The 21,425-nt window shown below is 64.2% G+C and carries 22 protein-coding genes; 13 read left to right on the top strand and 9 right to left on the bottom strand.

What is annotated here, in order from left to right; genetic code table 11:
• The first annotated feature begins 55 nt into the window (after positions 1-55).
• The 7 genes from E8F12_RS03945 (at position 56) to trpC (ending at position 6,783) form a co-directional block, all read left to right on the top strand.
• Complete coding sequence (locus tag E8F12_RS03945; RefSeq protein ID WP_280323998.1) at positions 56-883, top strand: ABC transporter permease; 828 nt, start codon at positions 56-58, stop codon at positions 881-883.
• A gap of 326 nt (positions 884-1,209) precedes the next feature.
• The gene (gene rpe / locus E8F12_RS03940) at positions 1,210-1,878 is read left to right on the top strand and encodes a ribulose-phosphate 3-epimerase (RefSeq protein WP_280323997.1); all 669 of its coding nucleotides are present in this window, start codon (positions 1,210-1,212) and stop codon (positions 1,876-1,878) included.
• 1 nt (position 1,879) lies between these two features.
• Entirely contained in the window at positions 1,880-2,719 is an 840-nt protein-coding gene (locus tag E8F12_RS03935; RefSeq protein WP_280323995.1) for a phosphoglycolate phosphatase, read from the top strand.
• Between the two features lie 90 nt (positions 2,720-2,809).
• Positions 2,810-4,297 carry an anthranilate synthase component I gene (gene trpE / locus E8F12_RS03930; protein ID WP_280323994.1) on the top strand — a complete coding sequence of 496 codons (1,488 nt, stop codon included), beginning with the start codon at positions 2,810-2,812 and terminating at the stop codon, positions 4,295-4,297.
• A 10-nt stretch (positions 4,298-4,307) separates the two neighbouring features.
• Positions 4,308-4,901 carry an aminodeoxychorismate/anthranilate synthase component II gene (locus E8F12_RS03925; protein ID WP_280323993.1) on the top strand — a complete coding sequence of 198 codons (594 nt, stop codon included), beginning with the start codon at positions 4,308-4,310 and terminating at the stop codon, positions 4,899-4,901.
• Positions 4,901-5,950: an anthranilate phosphoribosyltransferase gene (trpD, locus tag E8F12_RS03920; RefSeq protein WP_280323992.1), complete on the top strand. Its 1,050-nt coding sequence runs from the start codon at positions 4,901-4,903 to the stop codon at positions 5,948-5,950. The genes E8F12_RS03925 and trpD overlap by 1 nt, the downstream gene beginning before the upstream one ends.
• The gene (gene trpC, locus E8F12_RS03915) at positions 5,947-6,783 is read left to right on the top strand and encodes an indole-3-glycerol phosphate synthase TrpC (protein WP_280323991.1); all 837 of its coding nucleotides are present in this window, start codon (positions 5,947-5,949) and stop codon (positions 6,781-6,783) included. Before trpD ends, trpC begins: the two co-directional genes overlap by 4 nt.
• 66 nt (positions 6,784-6,849) lie before the next feature.
• Here trpC and crp read toward each other — a convergent pair whose 3' ends face one another.
• Positions 6,850-7,494 (bottom strand): cAMP-activated global transcriptional regulator CRP, encoded by a 645-nt coding sequence (gene crp, locus E8F12_RS03910; protein WP_280288481.1) that lies wholly within the window; start codon positions 7,492-7,494, stop codon positions 6,850-6,852.
• A 225-nt stretch (positions 7,495-7,719) separates the two neighbouring features.
• Between crp and E8F12_RS03905 the strand changes: the two genes are divergently transcribed.
• Both E8F12_RS03905 and speD read left to right on the top strand, forming a co-directional pair.
• Positions 7,720-8,145 carry an OsmC family protein gene (locus tag E8F12_RS03905; RefSeq protein ID WP_280323990.1) on the top strand — a complete coding sequence of 142 codons (426 nt, stop codon included), beginning with the start codon at positions 7,720-7,722 and terminating at the stop codon, positions 8,143-8,145.
• Between the two features lie 250 nt (positions 8,146-8,395).
• The gene (gene speD / locus E8F12_RS03900; RefSeq protein WP_280323989.1) at positions 8,396-9,190 is read left to right on the top strand and encodes an adenosylmethionine decarboxylase; all 795 of its coding nucleotides are present in this window, start codon (positions 8,396-8,398) and stop codon (positions 9,188-9,190) included.
• A gap of 94 nt (positions 9,191-9,284) precedes the next feature.
• Here speD and coq7 read toward each other — a convergent pair whose 3' ends face one another.
• Together coq7 and E8F12_RS03890 are read right to left on the bottom strand one after the other, a co-directional pair.
• Positions 9,285-9,932 carry a 2-polyprenyl-3-methyl-6-methoxy-1,4-benzoquinone monooxygenase gene (coq7, locus tag E8F12_RS03895; protein WP_280323988.1) on the bottom strand — a complete coding sequence of 216 codons (648 nt, stop codon included), beginning with the start codon at positions 9,930-9,932 and terminating at the stop codon, positions 9,285-9,287.
• A 118-nt stretch (positions 9,933-10,050) separates the two neighbouring features.
• Entirely contained in the window at positions 10,051-10,389 is a 339-nt protein-coding gene (locus E8F12_RS03890; RefSeq protein WP_280288477.1) for a histidine triad nucleotide-binding protein, read from the bottom strand.
• Positions 10,390-10,477: 88 nt separating this feature from the next.
• Between E8F12_RS03890 and E8F12_RS03885 the strand changes: the two genes are divergently transcribed.
• Positions 10,478-11,959, top strand: coding sequence for an AAA family ATPase (locus tag E8F12_RS03885; RefSeq protein WP_280323987.1), 1,482 nt, complete (start codon positions 10,478-10,480; stop codon positions 11,957-11,959).
• A gap of 79 nt (positions 11,960-12,038) precedes the next feature.
• Here E8F12_RS03885 and E8F12_RS03880 read toward each other — a convergent pair whose 3' ends face one another.
• From E8F12_RS03880 to hemJ, 4 genes are all read right to left on the bottom strand, one after another.
• Positions 12,039-12,827 carry an SDR family oxidoreductase gene (locus E8F12_RS03880; protein WP_280323986.1) on the bottom strand — a complete coding sequence of 263 codons (789 nt, stop codon included), beginning with the start codon at positions 12,825-12,827 and terminating at the stop codon, positions 12,039-12,041.
• A 54-nt stretch (positions 12,828-12,881) separates the two neighbouring features.
• A complete protein-coding gene (locus E8F12_RS03875) occupies positions 12,882-13,946 on the bottom strand; it encodes a DUF805 domain-containing protein (protein ID WP_280323985.1) in 1,065 nt (354 codons plus the stop codon).
• A 197-nt stretch (positions 13,947-14,143) separates the two neighbouring features.
• Complete coding sequence (locus E8F12_RS03870) at positions 14,144-15,106, bottom strand: nitronate monooxygenase family protein (protein ID WP_280323984.1); 963 nt, start codon at positions 15,104-15,106, stop codon at positions 14,144-14,146.
• Positions 15,107-15,126: 20 nt separating this feature from the next.
• On the bottom strand, positions 15,127-15,552 hold the full coding sequence (hemJ, locus tag E8F12_RS03865) for a protoporphyrinogen oxidase HemJ (RefSeq protein WP_280323983.1): 426 nt from the start codon (positions 15,550-15,552) through the stop codon (positions 15,127-15,129).
• A gap of 134 nt (positions 15,553-15,686) precedes the next feature.
• Between hemJ and argC the strand changes: the two genes are divergently transcribed.
• Both argC and erpA read left to right on the top strand, forming a co-directional pair.
• Positions 15,687-16,721, top strand: a complete 1,035-nt coding sequence (argC, locus tag E8F12_RS03860) for an N-acetyl-gamma-glutamyl-phosphate reductase (protein WP_280323982.1) — start codon at positions 15,687-15,689, stop codon at positions 16,719-16,721.
• 152 nt (positions 16,722-16,873) lie between these two features.
• On the top strand, positions 16,874-17,224 hold the full coding sequence (erpA, locus tag E8F12_RS03855) for an iron-sulfur cluster insertion protein ErpA (protein WP_280323981.1): 351 nt from the start codon (positions 16,874-16,876) through the stop codon (positions 17,222-17,224).
• Between the two features lie 62 nt (positions 17,225-17,286).
• Here the strand turns inward: erpA and E8F12_RS03850 are convergent, their stop codons facing one another.
• On the bottom strand, positions 17,287-18,378 hold the full coding sequence (locus E8F12_RS03850) for an anhydro-N-acetylmuramic acid kinase (RefSeq protein ID WP_280323980.1): 1,092 nt from the start codon (positions 18,376-18,378) through the stop codon (positions 17,287-17,289).
• Between the two features lie 4 nt (positions 18,379-18,382).
• A complete protein-coding gene (locus E8F12_RS03845) occupies positions 18,383-19,822 on the bottom strand; it encodes a peptidoglycan DD-metalloendopeptidase family protein (protein ID WP_280323979.1) in 1,440 nt (479 codons plus the stop codon).
• Between the two features lie 182 nt (positions 19,823-20,004).
• On the opposite strand from E8F12_RS03845, the gene tyrS reads away from it, so the two are divergent.
• On the top strand, positions 20,005-21,204 hold the full coding sequence (gene tyrS / locus E8F12_RS03840) for a tyrosine--tRNA ligase (protein WP_280323978.1): 1,200 nt from the start codon (positions 20,005-20,007) through the stop codon (positions 21,202-21,204).
• The last annotated feature ends 221 nt before the right edge of the window (positions 21,205-21,425 follow it).

Below are 21,425 nucleotides of genomic sequence, written 5' to 3'. Positions count from 1 at the left end.
GCCCAAAGGGCCGGGAGAGGGTGGGGTAACAAAAAGATTCTGAGGAGAGAGCTTCATGCTGAGTCCCTACATGTCCCCGGTCGAGCGCCTGTGGTACTACACGCTGCGCGGCCTCTGCGGCCTGGTGCTGCTGTTCCTGATCCTGCCGGTGCTGGTGATCATCCCGCTGTCGTTCAACTCCGGCACCTTCCTGGTCTACCCGCTGCAGGGGTTCTCTCTGCGCTGGTACGCCGACTTCTTCAACTCGGCGGAGTGGATGCGCTCGCTGACCAACAGCATGATCGTCGCCCCGGCGGCCACCGTGCTCGCGATGGTCTTCGGCACCCTGGCCTCCATCGGCCTGACCCGTGGCGAGTTCCGCGGCAAGGCGCTGGTGATGAGCCTCTTGATCTCCCCCATGGTGGTGCCGGTGGTGATCATAGGTGTCGCCGCCTACCTGTTCTTTGCGCCGCTGGGACTGGGTAACAGCTACATCTCGCTGATCCTGGTGCACGCGGTGCTGGGCGTGCCCTTCGTGATCATCACGGTGTCGGCCACCCTGCAGGGCTTCAACTACAACCTGGTGCGTGCCGCCGCCAGCCTGGGCGCGCCGCCCTTGACCGCCTTCTTCAAGGTGACCCTGCCGCTGATCGCGCCGGGGGTGATCTCCGGGGCGCTGTTCGCCTTCGCCACCTCCTTCGACGAAGTGGTGGTGACCCTGTTCCTCGCCGGCCCCGAGCAGGCCACCCTGCCGCGCCAGATGTTCAGCGGTATCCGCGAGAACCTCAGCCCCACCATCGCCGCCGCCGCCACCCTGCTGATCGGCTTCTCCGTCGCCCTGCTGCTGGTGCTGGAGTGGCTACGCGGCCGCAGCGAACGCATGCGGACCTCTATGCCGGAATAAGTTCTCCAACCTTCCGCCCGCCCGCTCCCCGTGCGGGCGGGTTCTTTTTTCCTCCCGCCTCAGAACCAGCTCACGATCAGCTGTGCGTCGGTCCTGCGGCATTAAAAACAGGCTCGGAAAGCCGCTTGCGGCTAACGCGCTTCAGCGCGGCCCGAAGCGAGTAACGCTCATTTACAACTCGTAAACTCCGCTTCCTCGCCCGTTTTTGCCTTGCATGACTCTAGTTCGCAAGATCGTGAACAGGTTCTCGGCCATCGGTCGAATCCCCGCGCGCCATCCATCCCGGCTACAATCCGCGCCACCGTGATTCCGCCCTGAGGTCAGCCATGCAGCCCTTCGCCATCGCACCGTCGATCCTTTCCGCCGATTTCGCCCGCCTGGGCGAGGAAGTGGAGAACGTACTCGCCGCCGGCGCCGACATCGTTCACTTCGACGTGATGGACAACCACTACGTGCCCAACCTGACCATCGGCCCCATGGTCTGCACCGCCCTGCGCAAGTACGGCATCACCGCGCCGATCGATGCGCACCTGATGGTCACGCCGGTGGACCGCATCATCGGCGACTTCATCGAAGCGGGCGCCACCTACATCACTTTCCACCCGGAGGCCTCCCTGCACATCGACCGCTCCCTGCAGCTGATCCGTGACGGCGGCGCCAAGGCCGGCCTGGTGTTCAACCCGGCCACCCCGCTGGACGTGCTGAAGTACGTGATGGACAAGGTCGACATGATCCTGCTGATGAGCGTCAACCCCGGCTTCGGCGGGCAGAAGTTCATCCCCGGCACCCTCGACAAGCTGCGTGAAGCACGTGCGCTGATCGATGCCTCCGGCCGCGACATTCGCCTGGAAATCGACGGCGGCGTCAATGTAAAGAACATCCGCGAGATCGCCGCCGCCGGTGCCGACACCTTCGTCGCCGGCTCGGCCATCTTCAACGCGCCGGACTACGCCGAAGTCATCGCCGCCATGCGCGCCGAGCTGGCTCAGGCCTGATATGAGCGCCTTGCAGCGGCTGTTCGATGGGCGCCTGCCACGCCTGGTGATGTTCGACCTGGATGGCACCCTCGTGGATTCGGTGCCCGACCTGGCCGCCGCCGTCGACCGCATGCTGCTCGCCCTCGGGCGTCCGGCAGCGGGTGTCGAACGGGTTCGCGAATGGGTCGGCAACGGTGCGCGCGTGCTGGTGCGTCGTGCCCTGGCTGGCGACATCGACCATTCCTCGGTGCATGACAGCGACGCCGAACGCGGCCTGGAACTGTTCATGGAGGCCTACGCCGAGAGCCACGCGCTGACCACCGTCTACCCGGGCGTTGCGGAAACCCTAAGGTGGTTGAAGAAGAAGGGCGTGGAACTGGCGCTGGTCACCAACAAGCCCGAGCGCTTCGTCGCCCCGCTGCTGGACGAGATGAAGCTGGGGAGCTACTTCCCGCTGATCATCGCCGGCGACACCCTGCCGCAGCAGAAGCCCGATCCGGCCGCGCTGCTCCATGTGATGCACATGACCGGGGTCAGCCGGACCGAGGCGTTGTTCGTCGGCGACTCGCGCAGCGACGTACTCGCCGCCAAGGCCGCCGGAGTGCAATGCGTGGCCCTGAGCTACGGTTACAACCACGGCCGCCCCATCAGCAACGAGGATCCGGCCCTGGTGGTGGATGACCTGCGCGAGCTGTTGCCAGGAGGTTGCGCCGCTCACGGCGCTGCGCTAATGTCGCCGGACTCCTCCGACAATCCGCCTCAACGAGACAGAAACGTGGTGGTTCCCTGCAAGCATTGGCTCGAACGAGCCGGAATGAAGATCATCAAGGCCGTCGCCCGTTGGCGCTGGCGCGCCTGAATTCATTCTGGCCGGACGCCCCGGCGCGCTTGCACACCGACGTTTTCATCTCCAGGAGCCCAGCAGGGCTCCCCGCCCACGAGGCTGATCATGACCCGCGAAGAATTCCTGCGTTTGGCCGCCGAAGGCTATAACCGCATTCCGCTTGCGTTCGAGACCCTGGCGGACTTCGACACCCCGCTGTCCCTTTACCTGAAGCTCGCCGATACCCCTTACTCCTACCTGCTGGAGTCCGTGCAGGGTGGTGAGAAGTGGGGCCGTTACTCCATCATCGGCCTGCAGAGCCGCACCGTGCTGCGCGCCCATGGCCTGAAGGTCAGCGTCAGCGTCGACGACACCGAGGTGGAAAGCCACGACTGCGAAGACCCGCTGGCCTTCGTCGAGGCCTTCAAGGAGCGCTACATGGTGGCGCCAATCGCCGGGCTGCCGCGCTTCAACGGCGGCCTGGTCGGTTACTTCGGCTACGACTGCGTGCGTTATGTTGAAAAGCGTCTGGCTAACTGCCCGAACCCCGATCCGCTGGGCACCCCGGACATCCTGCTGATGGTCTCGGACGCAGTGGTCGTCTTCGACAACCTGGCCGGCAAGCTGCACGCCATAGTCCTGGTCGATCCGAGCCAACCCGATGCCTTCGAGCAGGGCCAGGCGCGCCTGGCCGAGCTGCGCCAGAGGCTGCGTCAGCCGGTGGTACCGCGCCTGGGTGTGGACCCGGGCCTGCCTCTCGGCGTGGAGCCCAGCTTCCGCTCCAGCTCCACCCGCGAGGACTACGAGCAGGCGGTGCGCGATATCAAGGAGTACATCCTGGCCGGCGACTGCATGCAGGTGGTGATCTCCCAGCGCATGTCGATCCCCTTCAAGGCCGCGCCCATCGATCTCTACCGCGCCCTGCGCTGCTTCAACCCGACTCCGTACATGTACTTCTTCAACTTCGGCGACTTCCACGTGGTGGGCTCCTCGCCGGAGGTGCTGGTGCGGGTCGAGGACGGCCTGGTCACGGTACGCCCCATCGCCGGTACCCGCCCGCGCGGCGCCAGCGAGGAGGCCGACCAGGCGCTGGAGCAGGATCTGCTCTCGGACGCCAAGGAGCTGGCCGAGCACCTGATGCTGATCGACCTTGGCCGCAATGACGTCGGCCGCGTCTCCAGCACCGGCAGCGTCAAGGTCACCGAGAAAATGGTGATCGAGCGCTATTCCAACGTGATGCACATCGTTTCCAACGTCACCGGCCAGCTCAAGGACGGTATCTCCGCCATGGAGGCACTGCGCGCCATCCTGCCGGCCGGCACCCTCTCCGGTGCGCCGAAAATCCGCGCCATGGAAATCATCGACGAGCTGGAACCGGTGAAGCGTGGCGTCTACGGCGGCGCCGTGGGCTACTTGGCCTGGAACGGCAACATGGACACTGCCATCGCGATCCGCACGGCGGTCATCAAGGACGGCGAGCTGCACGTACAGGCCGGCGCCGGTATCGTTGCCGACTCGGTGCCGGCACTGGAATGGGAAGAGACGCTGAACAAGCGCCGCGCCATGTTCCGTGCCGTGGCCCTCGCCGAACAGACCGCCAAGACCGACGCCTGAGGATTGCCCCATGCTGCTGATGATCGATAACTACGACTCTTTTACCTACAACGTGGTGCAGTTCCTGGGCGAACTGGGCGCGGACGTTGAAGTGATCCGCAACGACGAACTGAGCGTCGCCCAGATCGAAGCCCTGAACCCGGAACGCATCGTCGTCTCCCCCGGCCCCTGCACGCCCAATGAAGCCGGCGTTTCGCTGGATGTGATCCGCCACTTCGCCGGCAAGCTGCCGATTCTTGGCGTCTGCCTGGGCCACCAGAGCATCGGCCAGGCCTTCGGCGGCGACGTGGTGCGCGCCCGCCAGGCCATGCACGGCAAGACCAGCCCGGTATTCCACAGGGACCAGGGTGTGTTCGAGGGCCTGAACAACCCGCTGACCGTGACCCGCTATCACTCCCTGGTGGTGAAGCTGGACACCCTGCCGGACGAGCTCGAGGTCACCGCCTGGACCCAGCATGCCGACGGTTCGGTGGACGAGATCATGGGCTTGCGTCACAAAACATTGAATATCGAGGGTGTGCAGTTCCATCCGGAGTCCATCCTTACCGAACAGGGCCACGAACTCTTGGCCAACTTCCTCAAGCTGACCGGTGGAGTGCGCTGATGGACATCAAGGAAGCCCTGAACCGGGTGGTCAACCAGCTGGACCTGACCACCGATGAAATGCAGGACGTGATGCGCCTGATCATGACCGGCCAGTGCACCGACGCGCAGATCGGCGCTTTCCTCATGGGCATGCGCATGAAGAGCGAGACCATCGACGAAGTCGTCGGCGCCGTCTCGGTGATGCGCGAACTGGCCAGCCGCGTGGAGCTCTCCACCCTTGATCACGTGGTCGATGTGGTCGGCACCGGCGGTGATGGCGCCAACATTTTCAACGTCTCCTCGGCCGCCACCTTCGTGGTCGCCGCGGCGGGCGGCAAGGTGGCCAAGCATGGCAACCGCGCGGTATCCGGCAAGACCGGCAGCGCCGACGTGCTCGAAGCCGCCGGCATCTACCTCGACCTCAAGCCGGAGCAGGTGGCGCGCTGCATCGAGAGCATCGGCGTCGGCTTCATGTTCGCCCAGGTCCACCACAAGGCCATGAAGTACGCCGCCGGCCCACGCCGCGAACTGGGCCTGCGCACCCTGTTCAACATGCTCGGCCCGCTTACGAATCCGGCTGGCGTAAAACACCAGGTTGTCGGCGTGTTCAACCAGGCGCTGTGCCGCCCGCTGGCCGAGGTGCTCAAACGCCTGGGCAGCGATCACATCCTCGTGGTGCATTCCCGCGATGGCCTGGATGAGGTGAGCCTGGCTGCGCCCACCCATGTCGCCGAGCTGAAGAATGGCGAAGTGACCGAGTACCAGATTCAGCCCGAGGACTTCGGCATCAAGAGCCAGAGTCTGATCGGCCTCACCGTCGGCAGCCCGCAGGAGTCGTTGGAGCTGATTCGCGACGCCCTGGGCAAGCGCAGGACCGAGAGTGGCCAGAAGGCCGCCGACATGATCGTGCTGAACGCCGGCGCGGCGCTTTATGCCGCCGACCTGGCTTTCAGCCTGAAAGAAGGCGTGCGCCTGGCCCAGGACGCCCTGCACACCGGTCTCGCCCGTGAGAAGCTGGACGAGCTGGCCTCCTTTACCGCGGTGTTCCGAGTGGAGAATGAAGCGTGAGCATCCCAACCGTTCTTGAGAAGATCCTGGCACGCAAGGCCGAGGAAGTGGCTGAGCGTCGCGCGCGGGTTTCCCTGGCCGAAGTCGAGGCCCGGGCCCGTGCCGCCGACCCGACCCGGGGCTTCGCCCGGGCACTGCTGGAACGCGCGGCGCGCCATGAGCCGGCGGTGATCGCCGAGATCAAGAAGGCTTCGCCGAGCAAGGGCGTGCTGCGCGAGAACTTCGTGCCGGCACAGATCGCCCGGAGCTACGAAGACGGCGGCGCGGCCTGCCTCTCGGTCCTGACTGACGTCGACTTCTTCCAGGGCAGCGATGCCTACCTGCAGGAAGCCCGCGCCGCCTGTTCGCTGCCGGTGATCCGCAAGGATTTCCTGATCGACCCCTACCAGGTGGTCGAAGCCCGCGCCCTTGGTGCCGACTGTGTGCTGCTGATCGTCGCCGCGCTGGAAGACGCGCGGATGAAAGAGCTGGCGGCCACCGCCAAGGACGTCGGCCTCGACGTGCTGGTGGAGGTGCATGACGGCGAGGAGCTGGAGCGCGCGCTCAATTGCCTGGACACCCCGCTGGTGGGCATCAACAACCGCAACCTGCACACCTTCGAAGTCAGCCTGGAAACTACCCTGGACCTGCTGCCGCGCATCCCGCGCGACCGCCTGGTGGTCACCGAGAGCGGCATCCTCAACCGCGCCGACGTGGAGCTGATGGAAGTCAGCGAGGTCTACGCCTTCCTGGTAGGCGAAGCCTTCATGCGCGCCGAGGAGCCGGGTACCGAGCTGGGCCGGCTGTTCTTCCCGGAGCGCAACCGCGTCGTGGCGGGCATCGATCCGGACTGATCCGGCCTGCGCACCCAGACATGAAAAAGCCGGCTTGCGCCGGCTTTTTCATGTCCTCTGGACGCTTCAGCGGGTGCCGAAGACGACCATTGTCTTGCCCTTCACATTTACCAGACCCTGCTCTTCCAGGCTCTTCAGCACACGGCCGACCATTTCCCGCGAGCAGCCGACGATGCGGCCGATTTCCTGGCGGGTGATCTTGATCTGCATGCCATCCGGATGTGTCATGGCGTCGGGCTGCTTGCACAGATCCAGGAGGGTCCGTGCCACGCGGCCGGTCACATCGAGGAAGGCCAGGTCACCCACCTTGCGCGTGGTGTTGCGCAGGCGGTCGGCCATCTGGCTACCCAGGGCGTAGAGGATTTCCGGGTCCTGCTGGGTCAGTTCACGGAATTTGGCGTAGCTCAGCTCTGCCACTTCGCACTCGGTCTTGGCGCGGACCCAGGCGCTGCGTTCCTTTTCGGTGCCTTCCTTGTCGAACAGTCCCATCTCGCCGAAGAAATCGCCGGCATTGAGATAGGCGATGATCATCTCGCGACCGTCGTCATCCTCGATCAGGATGGTGACGGAGCCCTTGATGATGAAGAAGAGGGTTTCGCAGCGATCGCCCGCATAGATGATGGTGCTCTTTGCCGTGTAGCGGCGGCGGTGACAATGCGCGAGAAGCTTGTCCAGGCTCTTGATCTTAGGTGTAAGAGTTATTGCAACCATGCCCGAGTCCCGAAAAGAGAAGGTAAGCCTTTGTCAAACAGGCAATTTTCTAATAATTGTCCGGCCAAGTGTGCCAGTAAACCGGCGCCAGCTTAACAGAGCCCCCTCAATCGACAATGTGATTTTGCGACGCAGCTAACACCTGCCCTGGAACTATTTGAGCCCCGGTAGGGAATAGGCGCTGTGATAAGCTACCGCACCTTTTTCCGAGCGGAGTCCTAGGCGATGAAAGCACGCATCCAATGGGCGGGCGAAGCCCTGTTCCTTGGCGAGTCCGGCAGTGGCCACGCGGTTGTGATGGACGGCCCGCCCGAGAGCGGCGGCCGCAATCTGGGCGTGCGCCCCATGGAGATGCTGCTGATCGGCCTCGGCGGCTGCACCAACTTCGACGTGGTGAGCATCCTGAAGAAATCGCGCCAGCCGGTGGAGAGCTGCGAAGCCTTTCTCGACGCCGAACGCGCCACCGAGGACCCCAAGGTCTTCACCAAGATCCATGTCCACTTCGTGGTCAAGGGCCGCGGTCTCAAGGAGGCCCAGGTCAAGCGTGCGGTGGAATTGTCTGCCGAAAAGTACTGCTCGGCGTCCATCCTGCTCGGCCGCGCCGGGGTGGAAATCACCCACGACTACGAGATAGTCGAACTCGGCGTCTGAGTCCTGAGCGCCGATGGCCGGTTGGATGAAGACATCCGGCCATCATATTTGCGCGGCAAACTCTGGCAGACGGCGCCCGCCGTCTGCATAATTCGCCCCCTTCCAGCTTTCCGGGGCATCGGGCCCCGAACATACGACCACAATCGCCATCGCGAAGAGGTGTAATCCGTCCTACGCAGCTGCGTCGTGCGCAACTGACGGGCATGCTCAACCACGCGGCAGAGCCGCATGCACAAGAGAGTTTCCAACGGTGAAAAGCAAACTCAAGCTCCACGGGTTCAACAACCTGACCAAGACCTTGAGCTTCAACATCTATGACATCTGCTATGCGGAGACCCCAGAGGACCAGCAGGCCTACGTCCAGTACATCGACGAAGAGTACGACGCCGAACGCCTGACCCAGATCCTCACCGATGTGGTCGAAATCATAGGTGCCAACATCCTCAATATCGCCCGCCAGGACTACGATCCCCAGGGCGCGAGCGTGACCATCCTGATCTCCGAGGAGCCGGTGACCCCCACCGACAGCCAGATCGAGGAATCCCCCGGCCCGCTGCCGGAGACCATCCTGGCGCACCTCGACAAGAGCCACATCACCGTTCACACCTACCCGGAAATCCATCCGGTCTCGGGTATCGCCACTTTCCGCGTGGACATCGACGTATCCACTTGTGGCGTGATCTCGCCGCTGAAGGCGCTCAACTACCTGATCCACCAGTTCGACTCGGACATCGTCACCGTGGACTACCGCGTGCGCGGTTTCACCCGTGACGTGGAAGGCAAGAAGCACTTCATCGACCACGAGATCAACTCGATCCAGAACTACCTCTCCGACGACACCCAGGACGCCTACCAGATGACGGACGTCAACGTGTACCAGGAGAACATGTTCCACACCAAGATGCTGCTCAAGGACTTCGCCCTGGACAACTACCTGTTCGGCGACGCCACCCGCAACCTGACGGCCGAGCAGCGCAAGGAAGTCGAAGAGCGCGTGCGCCACGAAATGCTGGAAATCTTCTACGCGCGCAATATGCCGCATTGAAGGGGAGCGGGAGCGGCAAGCTTCAAGCCGCAAGCTTCAAGTGAAGAACACAAAGGGCGCCGAGGCGCCCTTTGTCATTCTTGCGGCTTGCTCTTCAGATCCGGTAGGTACTCTTGGTCATGACCTTCGACAGCAGCGTCATGCCGAACTTTACCGGCGCCGGGAAGCGCAGGCCGCCGGCCTCGATGGCGCTGGTGGCGTGCTGTTCCTCGTCCGTGCGCATCTGCTCGAGGATGGCGCGGGACTTGGCGTCATCCGCCGGCAATTGCTCCAGGTGTTCGTCAAGGTGCTTGCACACCTGATCCTCGGTAGCGGCGACGAAGCCAAGGCTGACTTTGTCGCTGATCAGGCCGGCAACCGCGCCGACGCCGAACGACAGGCCGTAGAAAATCGGGTTGAGCACGCTCGGGCGGCTCCCCAGCTCGCGGATGCGCTGTTCGCACCAGGCCAGATGGTCGACCTCTTCCTCGGCGGCGTGCTCCATGGCGGCGCGCACATGGGGCAGCTTGGCGGTCAGCGCCTGACCCTGATACAGCGCCTGGGCGCAGACTTCACCCGTGTGGTTGATGCGCATCAGGCCCGCTATATGGCGGGCGTCCTCGGCCTTGAGCTCGGCATCGGGCTGGCCCTCGGCGGGGGAGGGGCGGAACGGCTGGCCGGTGAACGGCAGCAGGGTGCGCAGAGCGGCATCGGCCTGCAGCAGCAGACGGTCGGCGGGGGAATAGGAACGTTCGCTGGCCATGCAGCACCTCCGTGGGATGTCGGCGGGCATTCTAACCCAAGGGGCTGGCCAAGGCTTGACCGACGTCAGGCCCGAAGAAATGGGCGGGAAGCGTCCCGCCCTGGGCGGTATCGCCGGATCAGCCCGGTGGCCAATGCATCTGCCGCTGGCCGAGCACGTGCATGTGAATGTGAAAGACGGTCTGGCCGCCCTGATGGTTGCAATTCATCACCACACGGAAACCCTCGTCGCACCCCTGCTCGGCTGCCAGCCGCTGCGCCGTATGGAGCATGTGGCCGGTGAGAGCCTTGTCGTCGTCCGTGAGGTGATTGAGGGTTGGCACGTGCTTCTTCGGGATCACCAGGAAGTGCACCGGCGCCTGGGGGGCGATGTCGTGGAAGGCGAAGACCTGATCGTCCTCATAGAGCTTGCGTGCAGGAATTTGCCCGGCAGCGATTTTGCAGAACAGACAGTCCACGGGAATTCTCCGGCCTGTTATAAGAAACCGGAGTTTAGCGGTGTGTATTTTCCCCGGCCAGCATCGGTCGATGTCACAAGGAGCCCCTGTGAAGAACGACATCCATGACCTCGGCCTGGTGCTGGACTCGAGGGTCAAGCTGATCCTGATCGAATCCTGGGACGAACGCCGGGTGCTGGAGACCCTCACCAGCCTGGCGGTGAAGCGAGGTCTCGGCTTGTTCACCTGGGCGGTCAGCGAAGGCCTGCAACGCCTGGGCTTTAGCGGTGACAGCCTGGGCGAGGGCGACAGTCGCGAGCCGGAAACCGCGCTCAGGCTGATCAAGGCCGATCCGCAGCCGAATCTCTACGTGCTGTGCGACTTGCATCCCTTCCTCGATGACAACCCGAAGGTGGTGCGCTTGCTCAAGGAAGTGGCCATGGCCGAGGGCAATCACAAGCCGACCCTGGTGCTGGTGTCCCACGCCCTCAAGCTGCCGCCGGAAGTGCAGCGCTACGCCGCGCGCTTCGATCTGGCGCTGCCCGGCGAGGACGAGTTGCTCAGCATCGTCCGCGAGGAAGCGGCGCGCTGGAGCGAGCGCAATCGAGGCGCGCGGGTGCGCACCGACAACCGCACCCTGCAGCAGGTGGTGAAGAACCTGCGCGGCATGAGCCACGGCGAGGCCCGCGCCCTGGCGCGCAACGTGATCTGCGACGACGGCGCCATCACCCAGGAAGACCTGCCGGAACTGAACAAGGCCAAGTTCCAGCTGCTGGACCTGGAGGGCGTGCTCAGTTTCGAGTACGAGACCGCGCGCTTCGCCGAGGTTGGCGGCCTGGCCAACCTCAAGCGTTGGCTGGCCGAGCGCCAGGCCGCGCTGCTGGATGACAAGGGCGTCGATCGGCCTAAGGGCGTGCTGCTGGTGGGCGTCCAGGGTGGCGGCAAGAGCCTGGCGGCCAAGGCTGTCGCCGGCCTCTGGGGCCTACCCTTGCTGCGCCTGGATTTCGCCTGCCTGTACAACAAATTCTTCGGCGAGACCGAGCGCAACCTGCGCGAGGCCCTGAAGCTCGCGGAGCAGATGGCGCCCTGCGTGCTTTGGATGGACGAAGTGGAGAAAGGCCTCGCCAGCGGCGACCACGACGGCGGGGTCAGCCAGCGGGTGCTGGGTACGTTGCTGACCTGGATGGCTGAGCGGAAGACGCCGGTGTTCATGGTCGCGACCGCCAACGCCATCGATCGCCTGCCGCCGGAGCTGTTGCGCAAGGGCCGCTTCGACGAGTCGTTCTTCGTCGACCTGCCGCAGCCGGAAGTCCGGGGCGAGATTTTCCGCATCCACTTGGTCCGTCGCGATCTGGATCCGGCGCAGTTCGATCTGCACGAACTGGTAGCGGCCAGCGATGGCTTCTCCGGAGCGGAGCTCGAGCAGGCAGTGGTCGGCGCGCTCTATGCGGCCCAGGCCCAGCAGTGTGCGGTCGACCAGACGCTGTTGTTGCGCGAACTCAAGGGCACGGCGCCGCTTTCGGTGCTGATGGCCGAGCCGCTGGCGAACCTGCGGGCCTGGGCGAACGGGCGCTGCGTGAGGGCCGACTGAGACTTCGGGGAGATCGAGGCTACGCAGGCTGGCTGGAGCGCCGCGATACCCATCGACTCGGTCGCGGGTAACGGATAGATCAGGGCTGGGCGAAGCCGCGGATAATCCGTCCGAACAGCCGGCGCACCAACCAGCGCGGGGCCAGCCTGGGGAACAGGGCGGACAGCCGGTTGCGCCAGCCGGGGATGATGATGGCGCGGTTCTTTTCCAGGGCGCGCACGGCCACCAGCGCTACTTCCTCGGGGCTCATCATCAGCTTGCTGCCATCCAGCTTGCCGATGCGCAATTGGGCACCGCGGAAGAAAGCCGTGCGGGTCGGCCCGGGGCAGAGCACCGAGACCTTCACATTGCGCGCGCGCAATTCCTCGCGCAGGCCTTCGGAGAAGTGCAGCACATAGGCCTTGCTGGCGTAGTAGTTGCTCATCCAGGCGCCGGGCTGGAACCCGGCAACCGACGCGATATTGAGGATCTGGCCGCCGCCCCGGCTGGCCATCATGCCGCCGATGGCGTGACAGAGCCTGGCCATGGCGAGGATGTTCAGCTCGATCAGTTCCTGCTCGCGCCCCCAGTCCTGGTCGACGAAGGCGCCGGAGGTGCCGATGCCGGCGTTATTCACCAGCAGGTCGAACTCCCGCTCGCCCTGCTCAAGCTCCATTAGCAGGCCGGATACCTGCAGGGGCTCGGCCAGGTCACAGCAGCGGAACAGCACTTCCACGCCAAATCGCTGGGTCAGCTCGTAGGCGATGCTCTCCAGTGCGTCCCGCTGGCGGGCGATCAGCAACAGGTGGCGTCCCCGTCGCGCCAGGGCCTCGGCCAGGGCCAGACCAATACCGCTGGAGGCGCCAGTGATCAAGGCATAACGGGGCATCTGGGGTTCTCCGTAAAGGGGCCGGGTTGGACAGCTCCGGCCCCGGGAGGTTGCTTACTCTGTGGCGCCGCTTTCGAGCGCGGGTGCTTGCGCCGGCTGCTCGAAGCTGGCGGCATCGCCGAGCTGGGCGCGCATCAGGTAATCCTGGTAGGCCGGCATCGCGATGGCGGCGACTATACCGATAACTGGCACCAGGATGATCAGCCAGGCCAGGACTTTTACCGCACGGCTATTGGGTGGCGGCGGCGGCCCGTAGCGGTTGGGACCGGCAGTTCCCGGCATGAAGAGCATGAGCAGGGCGAACACGCTACCGACTATCGGAACGAAGTTCAGCAGCCAGAGCCAGCCGGACCAACCGATGTCGTGCAGTCGCTGCACGCCGATGCAGACGCTGACCACCACCAGGGCCAGACAGGCGACCAGGGTCAGTAGGCCGGCCAGGGCGTCGGAAACGGCGAAGCTGCCCAGGATCACACCGCCCACCGGCAGGAAGGCGAGCATCAGGGCCATGCTCCAGCCCAGGTAGCGAACGCGGCCGATGCGGCCCTGGGCGCTCAGTACCTTGAGTTCGCCGAATTCCGGTAGCTGCTCGCCGACCCGGGCCTGGGGCGGCGCATAGGGAGAAGAGGGAGCGGAAGGCGGGGAGGGCGGCGGGGCCTCGCTACCGGTGATGGGGGTAGTCACTTGCGTCGCCTCTTCGGCCAGCAGCGCCTGGCGGGCCAGATATTTATCGATGATGATGCCGCAGGCCTGGCATTCCGCCGCCTTGGGCTGGTGGTGGCCACATTTCGGGCAGCTCATGGTCTCGGTGGCGACAGTTTCCGCGACCTTGGCAGTGGTGGGTTCCGGCGGGGCATCCGTCGCCACCCGGTTGAGGCCGGAGGCCTGGTCGTGCTCCTTGCGCACCTTGGCCCCAGCCCGCTGCAGGGCGGCGAGGTATTTGTCGGCCTCGGCTTCCGCCAGGTCGCGCTTGAGAGCGACACTGCGGCCGCCGAACAGGCTGTCGATTTTGCTGGCGTCACTCTTAAACAGGCGGGCGAGGTTTTCCTTGACGGTTTCCAGCGCCACGCCAGGCATGGGCTCACCGTCGAAGACGATCTTGTAGCGGGCTTCGGTCATGCAGGCATCCTTGTCGACGACAGAAAAAAGATGATGGCACAGCGTAATTGCGCCCCGGCCCGCGGCACAAGCGGCCTGGCGCACAAAAAAGCGCCGAGTTCAGGCGAGGTGGGGGGGACGCCGGCGACCGATCAGGCTGCTCTGGCGCAGCAGGCCCGGTGCGCCGACTACACCGAGCCCTGGCGAGTGGCGGCTCGTTATCCGGCCCAGCGCTGGCCCAGATGGTCGGCCTTGTCGCGGGCTGCGCGGTATTCCTGGTCGAGGCGGGCGATCAGCTCGTCCGCGGTCGGCAGGTCGCGTATGTTGCCGACGCCCTGGCCGGCGGACCAGACGGTCTTCCATGCCTTGGCTTCGTCGCTCACGGGTTTGAGCTTCTCGCCGTAGTTGATGTCGGCCTTGTCCGTAAGGCGCTTGAGGTCGTAACCGGCCGCCTCCAGGCTTTGGCGCATGAAGCTGGCGGGTACGCCGGAGACCGCCGGGGTGTGGACTATGTCGGCAGCGCGGGCGTCGAGGATCATCTGCTTGTAGCGGGTTTCGGCATCGCTCTGCTCGGTGGCGATGAAACGGGTGCCGAGGTAGGCAAGGTCGGCGCCGAGCATCTGCGCGGCAAATATCTCGTGCCCGTGGTTGAGGCAGCCGGCGAGCAGCAGGGTCTTGTCGAAGAACTGGCGGATCTCGGCGATCAGGGCGAAGGGGCTCCAGGTGCCTGCATGCCCGCCCGCGCCCGCGGCGACCGCGATCAGGCCATCCACGCCGGCCTCGGCGGCCTTCTCGGCGTGGCGGCGGGTGGTGACGTCGTGGAACACCAGGCCGCCGTAGCTGTGCACGGCGTCCACCACTTCCTTCACTGCGCCCAGGCTGGTGATGACGATGGGGACGCGTTTCTCGACGCAGATGGCCAGGTCTGCCTGCAGCCGGGGATTGCTGTGGTGGACAATGAGGTTCACGGCGAAGGGGGCGGCGTCCACGCCCAGGCCCGCTTCGATTTCCTCCAGCCAGGCACGGAAGCCGCTGCTTTCACGCTGGTTCAGGGCCGGGAAGCTGCCGACTATGCCGTTGTTGCAGCAGGCAAGGACCAGCTTGGGGTTGGATACCAGGAACATCGGCGCAGCTACCACCGGGAGGCGCAGCCGTTGATCGAGCAGGGCAGGCAGGGACATCTGGCATTCCTCTTGTCAGGTCAGAAGGGCTTGACCACCACCAGGATCACGATAGCAATCAGAAAGAGCACCGGAACCTCGTTGAACCACCGGTAGAACACATGCCCCCGGCGGTTTTCGCCACGGGCGAAGCGTTTGAGCAGAGAGCCGCAGGCGTGGTGGTAGCCGATCAGCAGGACCACCAGGGTGAGCTTGGCGTGCAGCCAGCCCTGGCTCAGCCAGCCCGGATTGAGGTAAAGCATCCACAGGCCGAACACCAGGGTGGCGACCATCGAGGGACCCATGATGCCGCGGTAGAGCCTGCGCTCCATGACCGCGAAGCGCTCGCGGCTGGCTTCGTCCTCGGCCATCGTGTGATAGACGAAGAGGCGCGGCAGGTAGAACAGGCCGGCGAACCAGCAAACGACGGCGATGATGTGCAGGGCCTTCAGCCACAGGTAGAGCATGAGTCAACTTCCATAGTCCAGATGGGCCGGATAGTAGAGGCTGGATAGGCCGCACGTCACCTCGGCGGTTGGCCCCTGGCCGATGCGGCCTTATCATCGGCAACTTTCCAATCGGTTCTTTGAAGGGGCAAGAGATGGTCAAGGTCGGAATAGTCGGCGGCACGGGCTACACCGGTGTCGAACTGCTGCGTCTGCTGGCTCAGCATCCGCAGGCGGAAGTCGCGGTCATCACGTCGCGATCCGAGGCCGGGGTCAAGGTAGCCGACATGTATCCGAACCTGCGCGGCCATTACGACAACCTCGCGTTCAGCGTGCCGGACGTGGCCACCCTGGGCGCCTGCGATGTGGTCTTCTTCGCCACGCCCCATGGCGTTGCCCATGCCCTGGCTGGCGAGCTGCTGGATGCCGGCACCCGGGTGATCGACCTCTCCGCCGATTTCCGCCTGCAGGACGCCGAGGAGTGGGCCAAGTGGTACGGCCAGCCCCATGGCGCCCCGGCGCTGCTGCCGGAAGCCGTCTACGGTCTGCCGGAAGTGAACCGCGAGGCCATCAAGGGGGCGCGCCTGATCGCCGTTCCCGGCTGCTACCCCACCGCCACCCAGCTCGGCTTCATCCCGCTGCTGGAGGCTGGTCTTGCTGATACCAGCCAGCTGATCGCCGACTGCAAATCCGGCGTCAGCGGCGCTGGCCGTGGTGCCAAGGTTGGCTCGCTATTCTGTGAGGCGGGCGAAAGCATGATGGCCTACTCGGTGAAGGGGCACCGTCACTTGCCGGAGATCGCCCAGGGGCTGCGCCGTGCCTCTGGCGGCCCGGTTGGCCTGACCTTCGTGCCGCACCTGACTCCGATGATCCGTGGCATCCACGCGACCCTCTACGCCAATGTGGCGGACAAGGGCGTCGACCTGCAGGCGCTGTTCGAGAAGCGCTACGCCAACGAGCCCTTCGTCGACGTGATGCCGGCCGGCAGCCATCCGGAAACCCGTAGCGTTCGCGGCGCCAACGTCTGCCGCATCGCCGTCCATCGTCCTCAGGGCGGCGACCTGGTGGTTGTTCTCTCGGTGATCGACAACCTGGTCAAGGGCGCCTCCGGCCAGGCGGTACAGAACCTCAACATCATGTTTGGCCTCGAGGAGCGCCTGGGCCTGTCCCACGCTGCCCTGCTGCCTTGATCGGGCGCGGCGCCGGTGGGCTCAGCTATCGGCGTCGCACTTCGGCCCATGGATCGGGTCGAAATGCTTAATAGTTGACCAGTTTTCTAGGGTAAGCGGATAATGCCTCGCCTTAGCGCAGTATGGCGGCGTCAAGCCGGGAGAGTTGCAGCATGAGCGTCGAAACCTTCACCCCTTCAGCCCTGATGTTTACCGATGGCGCGGCCAGCAAGGTGAAGAACCTGATCGATGAAGAGGGCAATCCGCGCCTGAAGCTTCGTGTTTTCGTCACCGGTGGTGGCTGCTCGGGCTTCCAGTACGGTTTCACCTTCGATGAAGACGTGTCGGACGATGACACCATTGTCGAGCGCGACGGCGTCAGCCTGGTAGTCGACCCGATGAGCTTCCAGTACCTGGCCGGTGCCGAGGTGGATTATCAGGAAGGCCTCGAGGGTTCGCGCTTCGTGATCAAGAACCCGAATGCCACCACCACCTGTGGCTGCGGTTCTTCCTTCTCGATCTGATTATCAGCTCGTCCTTCGAACGCCGTGCCTATGCACGGCGTTTTCGTTTCTGCAGGCTTGGTTCAGGCGGGGTGGATGGCGCCGAGTATGCGCAGGCCCCGGGCGCCGGTGACGCTGGGACGGTTGGCAGGAATACCTTCCAGGCAGCAGTGGGCCAGCCAGGCGAACGCCATGGCCTCGACCCAATCCGGATCGACCCCGAAGTCCGCGGTGCTGCAGACGCGAGTACCGGGCAGCAGGGCGTCCAGGCGTCGCATCAACTGACGGTTGTGTGCGCCGCCGCCGCAGACCAGCAGGTCGTCGGTCCTGGTCTGAGCCGAGCGGAGCGAATCGGTGATGCTGCGCGCGGTGAGCTCCAGCAAGGTGGCCTGGACATCCTCGGTCCTGAAGATCGGCAGGCGTGCAAGGTGGGACTGTAACCAGCCCAGGTTGAACAGCTCGCGACCGGTGCTTTTCGGGCCGCGGGTGGCGAAGAAGGCATCGCCGAAGAGAGTGTCCAGCAGAACCTGCTGCAGGGAGCCGCTGGCCGCCCAGTCGCCATTGCGGTCGTAGCTTTCGCCGCGCTGCAGCTGGATCCAGGCGTCCAGCAGGACGTTGCCTGGGCCGCAGTCGAAGCCGTGTACGGCGTGCCCCGGCTCGATCAGGCTCAGGTTGCTGAAGCCGCCGACGTTCAGCACCGCACGGTGGCTGCTGGCGTCGCTGAAGAGAGACTCGTGGAAGGCCGGAACCAGCGGCGCGCCTTGGCCGCCAGCGGCGACATCGCGCCGGCGGAAATCACCGACTACCGTGATGCCGGTGAGCTCGGCCAGGAGAGCGGGGTTGCCGATCTGGATGGTGAAGCCGCGGGCGGGCTCGTGGCGCACGGTCTGGCCGTGGCTGCCGATGGCACGGATATCCTTGGCGCCCAGGCTATTGCGTACCAGCAGGGCGTTGATACCAGCGGCGGCCAGTTCGACCCAGCCCTGCTCCGCCAGGGCGGCGCGGGCGAGTTCATCGGGGCCTGAAGCGCAAAGTGCCAGCAGCTCACTGCGCAGCGAGTCCGGCATGGGGATGTAGTGGGTGTCGAGGAGGGTGATGCGATCGGTCTGTTCGACCAGGGCGATGTCCAGGCCATCAAGGCTGGTCCCGGACATCACCCCCAGATAGCGCAACATGGCCTCAGCGCTTGTTCAGGGCCAGCATGCTGGCCTTTTCCTGGTCCATGCGCGCCAGCAGCGGCTGGGTCATCTGCAGGAAGCGCTTCTTCTCGCTGGCCATCAGCGGGTCGGCCATCGGCAGCTTCACGCCCAGCGGATCGACGTGTATGCCGTTCACCTGGAACTCGTAGTGCAGGTGCGGACCGGTAGACAGGCCGGTAGTGCCCACATAGCCGATGATCTGGCCCTGCTTCACGCTACCGCCGGTGCGGATGCCCTTGGCGAAGCGCTGCATGTGGCCGTAGAGCGTCTTGTACTTGCTGCCGTGCTGGATGATCACCGCATTGCCGTAGCCGCCGCGACGGCCGGCCAGGAAAATCTTGCCGTCGCCGGTGGCCTTGATCGGGGTGCCGCGGGGCGCCGCGTAGTCCACACCCTTGTGGGCGCGGATCTTGTTCAGGACCGGATGGCGGCGGCCGTTGGAGAAGCGCGAGCTGATGCGGGCGAAGTCGACCGGAGTACGGATGAAGGCCTTGCGCATGGCGGTGCCGTCGCCGCGAAGGTAGGTCGCAGTGCCTTGTCTGTCGACATAACGGACGGCGGTGAAGGTCTTGCCACGGTTGATGAAGCGCGCGGCGAGGATCTCCCCGCTACCCACCTTCTTGCCGTCGACCACCTTCTCTTCGTAGATCATCTCGAACTCGTCGCCTTCGCGGATATCGAGGGCGAAGTCGATGTCGTAGCCGAAGATGTTGGCCAGGTCCATGGCCAGGTCATGTGACAGGCCGGCGCGCTTGGCGGAGAGGAACAGCGAGCTGTCGATCACGCCGCGGGCGTAGGCCGAGCGCAGGTCGGGTTTGACCAGGTCACGCTTGAAGGCGTAGCCCTTGGACGTCTTCTCGAGATGCACGCTCTCGAGGCCGCTCAGCTTGGTGCTGATCTTCTCCAGCTCCCCGCTGGGAGTCAGCTTGAATTCGAAGCTCTGGCCGACCTTGAGACGGCCGAGCTGTTTGGCGTCCTTGCTGCTTTTCAGGACGTCGTGCAGGTCGTTGCTGGACAAACCGACCTTGGCGAATACCGTGGACAGGGTGTCGCCATTACCCACGGTCACAGTCTTGAGGCTGGGATCGGCAGGTTTCTGGACGGTGGCGAGATCGGAAGATTGGTCTTTCTTCTTATCCGCGTCTTTTTCGGCGCTGTTCTGGTTTTCGGCTGGGTTCTCGATCTTGGCGAATGGCGAGATACCCTCATCCCCGTCGACTGATCCTGGTCGGAGGTCGTCCTTCTCCTGGATCACCATCTCGGAGCCGCTTTCCAGCTCCAGATTGATGTAGGTCTTCTTCGCCTCGACCTCGCGAGACGGGAACACCAGCAGGGCCAGGCTGAGCAGCGCAGCCACACCGCTTGCAGCCAGCAAATGGCTCTTCGGATACGGCGGCGCTTTGGGTACTGAATGCGTCATGGCGTGTGGTGTTTTTTGGAATGTGAACTAACTGCCTAAAATATAATCAAAATCCGCCCTAGGCAACCTTGGATTGGTGCCTTCCGCTGATTGGCATGATGCGGGCGCAAAACTTGTAATTAGTTCGCGATCTTGTATGGTTGGTTCCCCTTTTGTCTATCGAATGGTCAACGAGTCCTGTCATGAAGTCGGTTGAAGAGCAGCTGGCGCTGATCAAGCGCGGTGCGGAAGAGGTCCTGGTTGAGTCCGAGCTGGTAGAGAAGCTCAAGCGTGGCCAGCCGCTACGCATCAAGGCAGGCTTCGACCCGACCGCGCCTGACCTGCACCTGGGGCATACCGTGCTTATTAATAAGCTGCGCCAGTTCCAGGAGCTGGGGCATCAGGTGATCTTCCTGATCGGCGACTTCACCGGGATGATCGGCGACCCCAGCGGCAAGAGCGCCACTCGCCCGCCGCTGACCCGTGAGCAGGTCCTTGATAATGCCGAGACCTACAAGGCCCAGGTGTTCAAGATTCTCGACCCGGCCAAGATCGAGGTGGCCTTCAACTCCACCTGGATGGACCAGCTGAGCCCGGCGGACTTCATTCGCCTGGCGTCCCAATACACCGTTGCTCGCATGCTCGAGCGCGATGACTTCAGCAAGCGCTACGGCACCAATCAGCCGATCGCTATCCACGAGTTCCTCTATCCGCTGGTGCAGGGCTACGACTCGGTGGCGCTGCGCGCCGATGTGGAGCTGGGCGGCACCGATCAGAAATTCAACCTTCTGATGGGGCGCGAACTTCAGCGCGCCTATGGGCAGGAGTCCCAATGCATCCTGACCATGCCGTTGCTGGAAGGGCTGGATGGCGTCAAGAAGATGTCCAAGTCCCTGGGCAACTACGTGGGTATCCAGGAAGCGCCCGGCGTCATGTACAACAAGCTGGTCTCCATTCCTGACCAACTGATGTGGCGCTACTTCGAACTGCTGAGCTTCCGCTCCATGGAGGAGATCGAGCAGTTCAAGCGTGACGTCGAGCGGGGTGCCAATCCGCGTGATATCAAGATCAAGCTGGCCGAGGAGATCGTGGCGCGCTTCCACGGTGAAGAGGCTGCGGCTACTGCTCACCGTTCTGCGGGCAATCGCATGAAGGAAGGCGAACTGCCGATGGATCTGCCGGAAGTGCAGCTGTCTGCATCCGAAGACATGCCGATCGCCTCTGTTCTTAACAAGGCCGGGCTGGTGAAGAATGCGGCGGTCGCTCGTGATCTGCTGGGTTCCGGCGGTGTGCGTATCGATGGTGAGGTGGTGGATCGCGGCTTCGTGTTCAAGCTCGGCGCGACCCATGTCTGCCAGGCTGGCAAGAAGTCGTTCGCGCGGGTTTCCCTGGTTGCCGAATGAAAAGTTGAAATAACTGTTGACGGCAGTTTTGGCATCCCTATAATGCGCACCACTTCCGGCGCAGTCGCCAAGTAAAACTCCTTGATAATCAACGAGTTAAGCTAGTGGCAAGGGTGTCGGAAGGTTCCGCTTCGCAAGGTTCGCCACTGGCGGATGAAGCTGGAACAGGAGGTGTTGACAGCGGCTTTGAACGCTGTAGAATGCGCCTCCCGCTGACGAGA

This window comes from Pseudomonas sp. BN102 (assembly GCF_029871245.1).
Classification (GTDB): Bacteria; Pseudomonadota; Gammaproteobacteria; order Pseudomonadales; family Pseudomonadaceae; genus Metapseudomonas.
The sequence above is the reverse complement of the archived record's forward strand: the minus strand, read 5'-3'. Positions and strand labels throughout refer to the sequence as shown.

What these genes read in the sequence shown, in the direction of transcription:
- hemJ (WP_280323983.1), bottom strand. Translation starts at nt 15,552, where the DNA reads ATGCTCTACCTGTGGCTGAAGGCCCTGCACATCATCGCCGTCGTTTGC.
- E8F12_RS03935 (WP_280323995.1), top strand. Translation starts at nt 1,880, where the DNA reads ATGAGCGCCTTGCAGCGGCTGTTCGATGGGCGCCTGCCACGCCTGGTG.
- E8F12_RS03875 (WP_280323985.1), bottom strand. Translation starts at nt 13,946, where the DNA reads ATGACCGAAGCCCGCTACAAGATCGTCTTCGACGGTGAGCCCATGCCT.
- E8F12_RS03850 (WP_280323980.1), bottom strand. Translation starts at nt 18,378, where the DNA reads ATGTTGCGCTATCTGGGGGTGATGTCCGGGACCAGCCTTGATGGCCTG.
- crp (WP_280288481.1), bottom strand. Translation starts at nt 7,494, where the DNA reads ATGGTTGCAATAACTCTTACACCTAAGATCAAGAGCCTGGACAAGCTT.
- E8F12_RS03905 (WP_280323990.1), top strand. Translation starts at nt 7,720, where the DNA reads ATGAAAGCACGCATCCAATGGGCGGGCGAAGCCCTGTTCCTTGGCGAG.
- E8F12_RS03845 (WP_280323979.1), bottom strand. Translation starts at nt 19,822, where the DNA reads ATGACGCATTCAGTACCCAAAGCGCCGCCGTATCCGAAGAGCCATTTG.
- coq7 (WP_280323988.1), bottom strand. Translation starts at nt 9,932, where the DNA reads ATGGCCAGCGAACGTTCCTATTCCCCCGCCGACCGTCTGCTGCTGCAG.
- rpe (WP_280323997.1), top strand. Translation starts at nt 1,210, where the DNA reads ATGCAGCCCTTCGCCATCGCACCGTCGATCCTTTCCGCCGATTTCGCC.
- E8F12_RS03880 (WP_280323986.1), bottom strand. Translation starts at nt 12,827, where the DNA reads ATGCCCCGTTATGCCTTGATCACTGGCGCCTCCAGCGGTATTGGTCTG.
- tyrS (WP_280323978.1), top strand. Translation starts at nt 20,005, where the DNA reads ATGAAGTCGGTTGAAGAGCAGCTGGCGCTGATCAAGCGCGGTGCGGAA.
- E8F12_RS03945 (WP_280323998.1), top strand. Translation starts at nt 56, where the DNA reads ATGCTGAGTCCCTACATGTCCCCGGTCGAGCGCCTGTGGTACTACACG.
- E8F12_RS03870 (WP_280323984.1), bottom strand. Translation starts at nt 15,106, where the DNA reads ATGTCCCTGCCTGCCCTGCTCGATCAACGGCTGCGCCTCCCGGTGGTA.
- erpA (WP_280323981.1), top strand. Translation starts at nt 16,874, where the DNA reads ATGAGCGTCGAAACCTTCACCCCTTCAGCCCTGATGTTTACCGATGGC.
- argC (WP_280323982.1), top strand. Translation starts at nt 15,687, where the DNA reads ATGGTCAAGGTCGGAATAGTCGGCGGCACGGGCTACACCGGTGTCGAA.
- trpE (WP_280323994.1), top strand. Translation starts at nt 2,810, where the DNA reads ATGACCCGCGAAGAATTCCTGCGTTTGGCCGCCGAAGGCTATAACCGC.
- E8F12_RS03925 (WP_280323993.1), top strand. Translation starts at nt 4,308, where the DNA reads ATGCTGCTGATGATCGATAACTACGACTCTTTTACCTACAACGTGGTG.
- trpD (WP_280323992.1), top strand. Translation starts at nt 4,901, where the DNA reads ATGGACATCAAGGAAGCCCTGAACCGGGTGGTCAACCAGCTGGACCTG.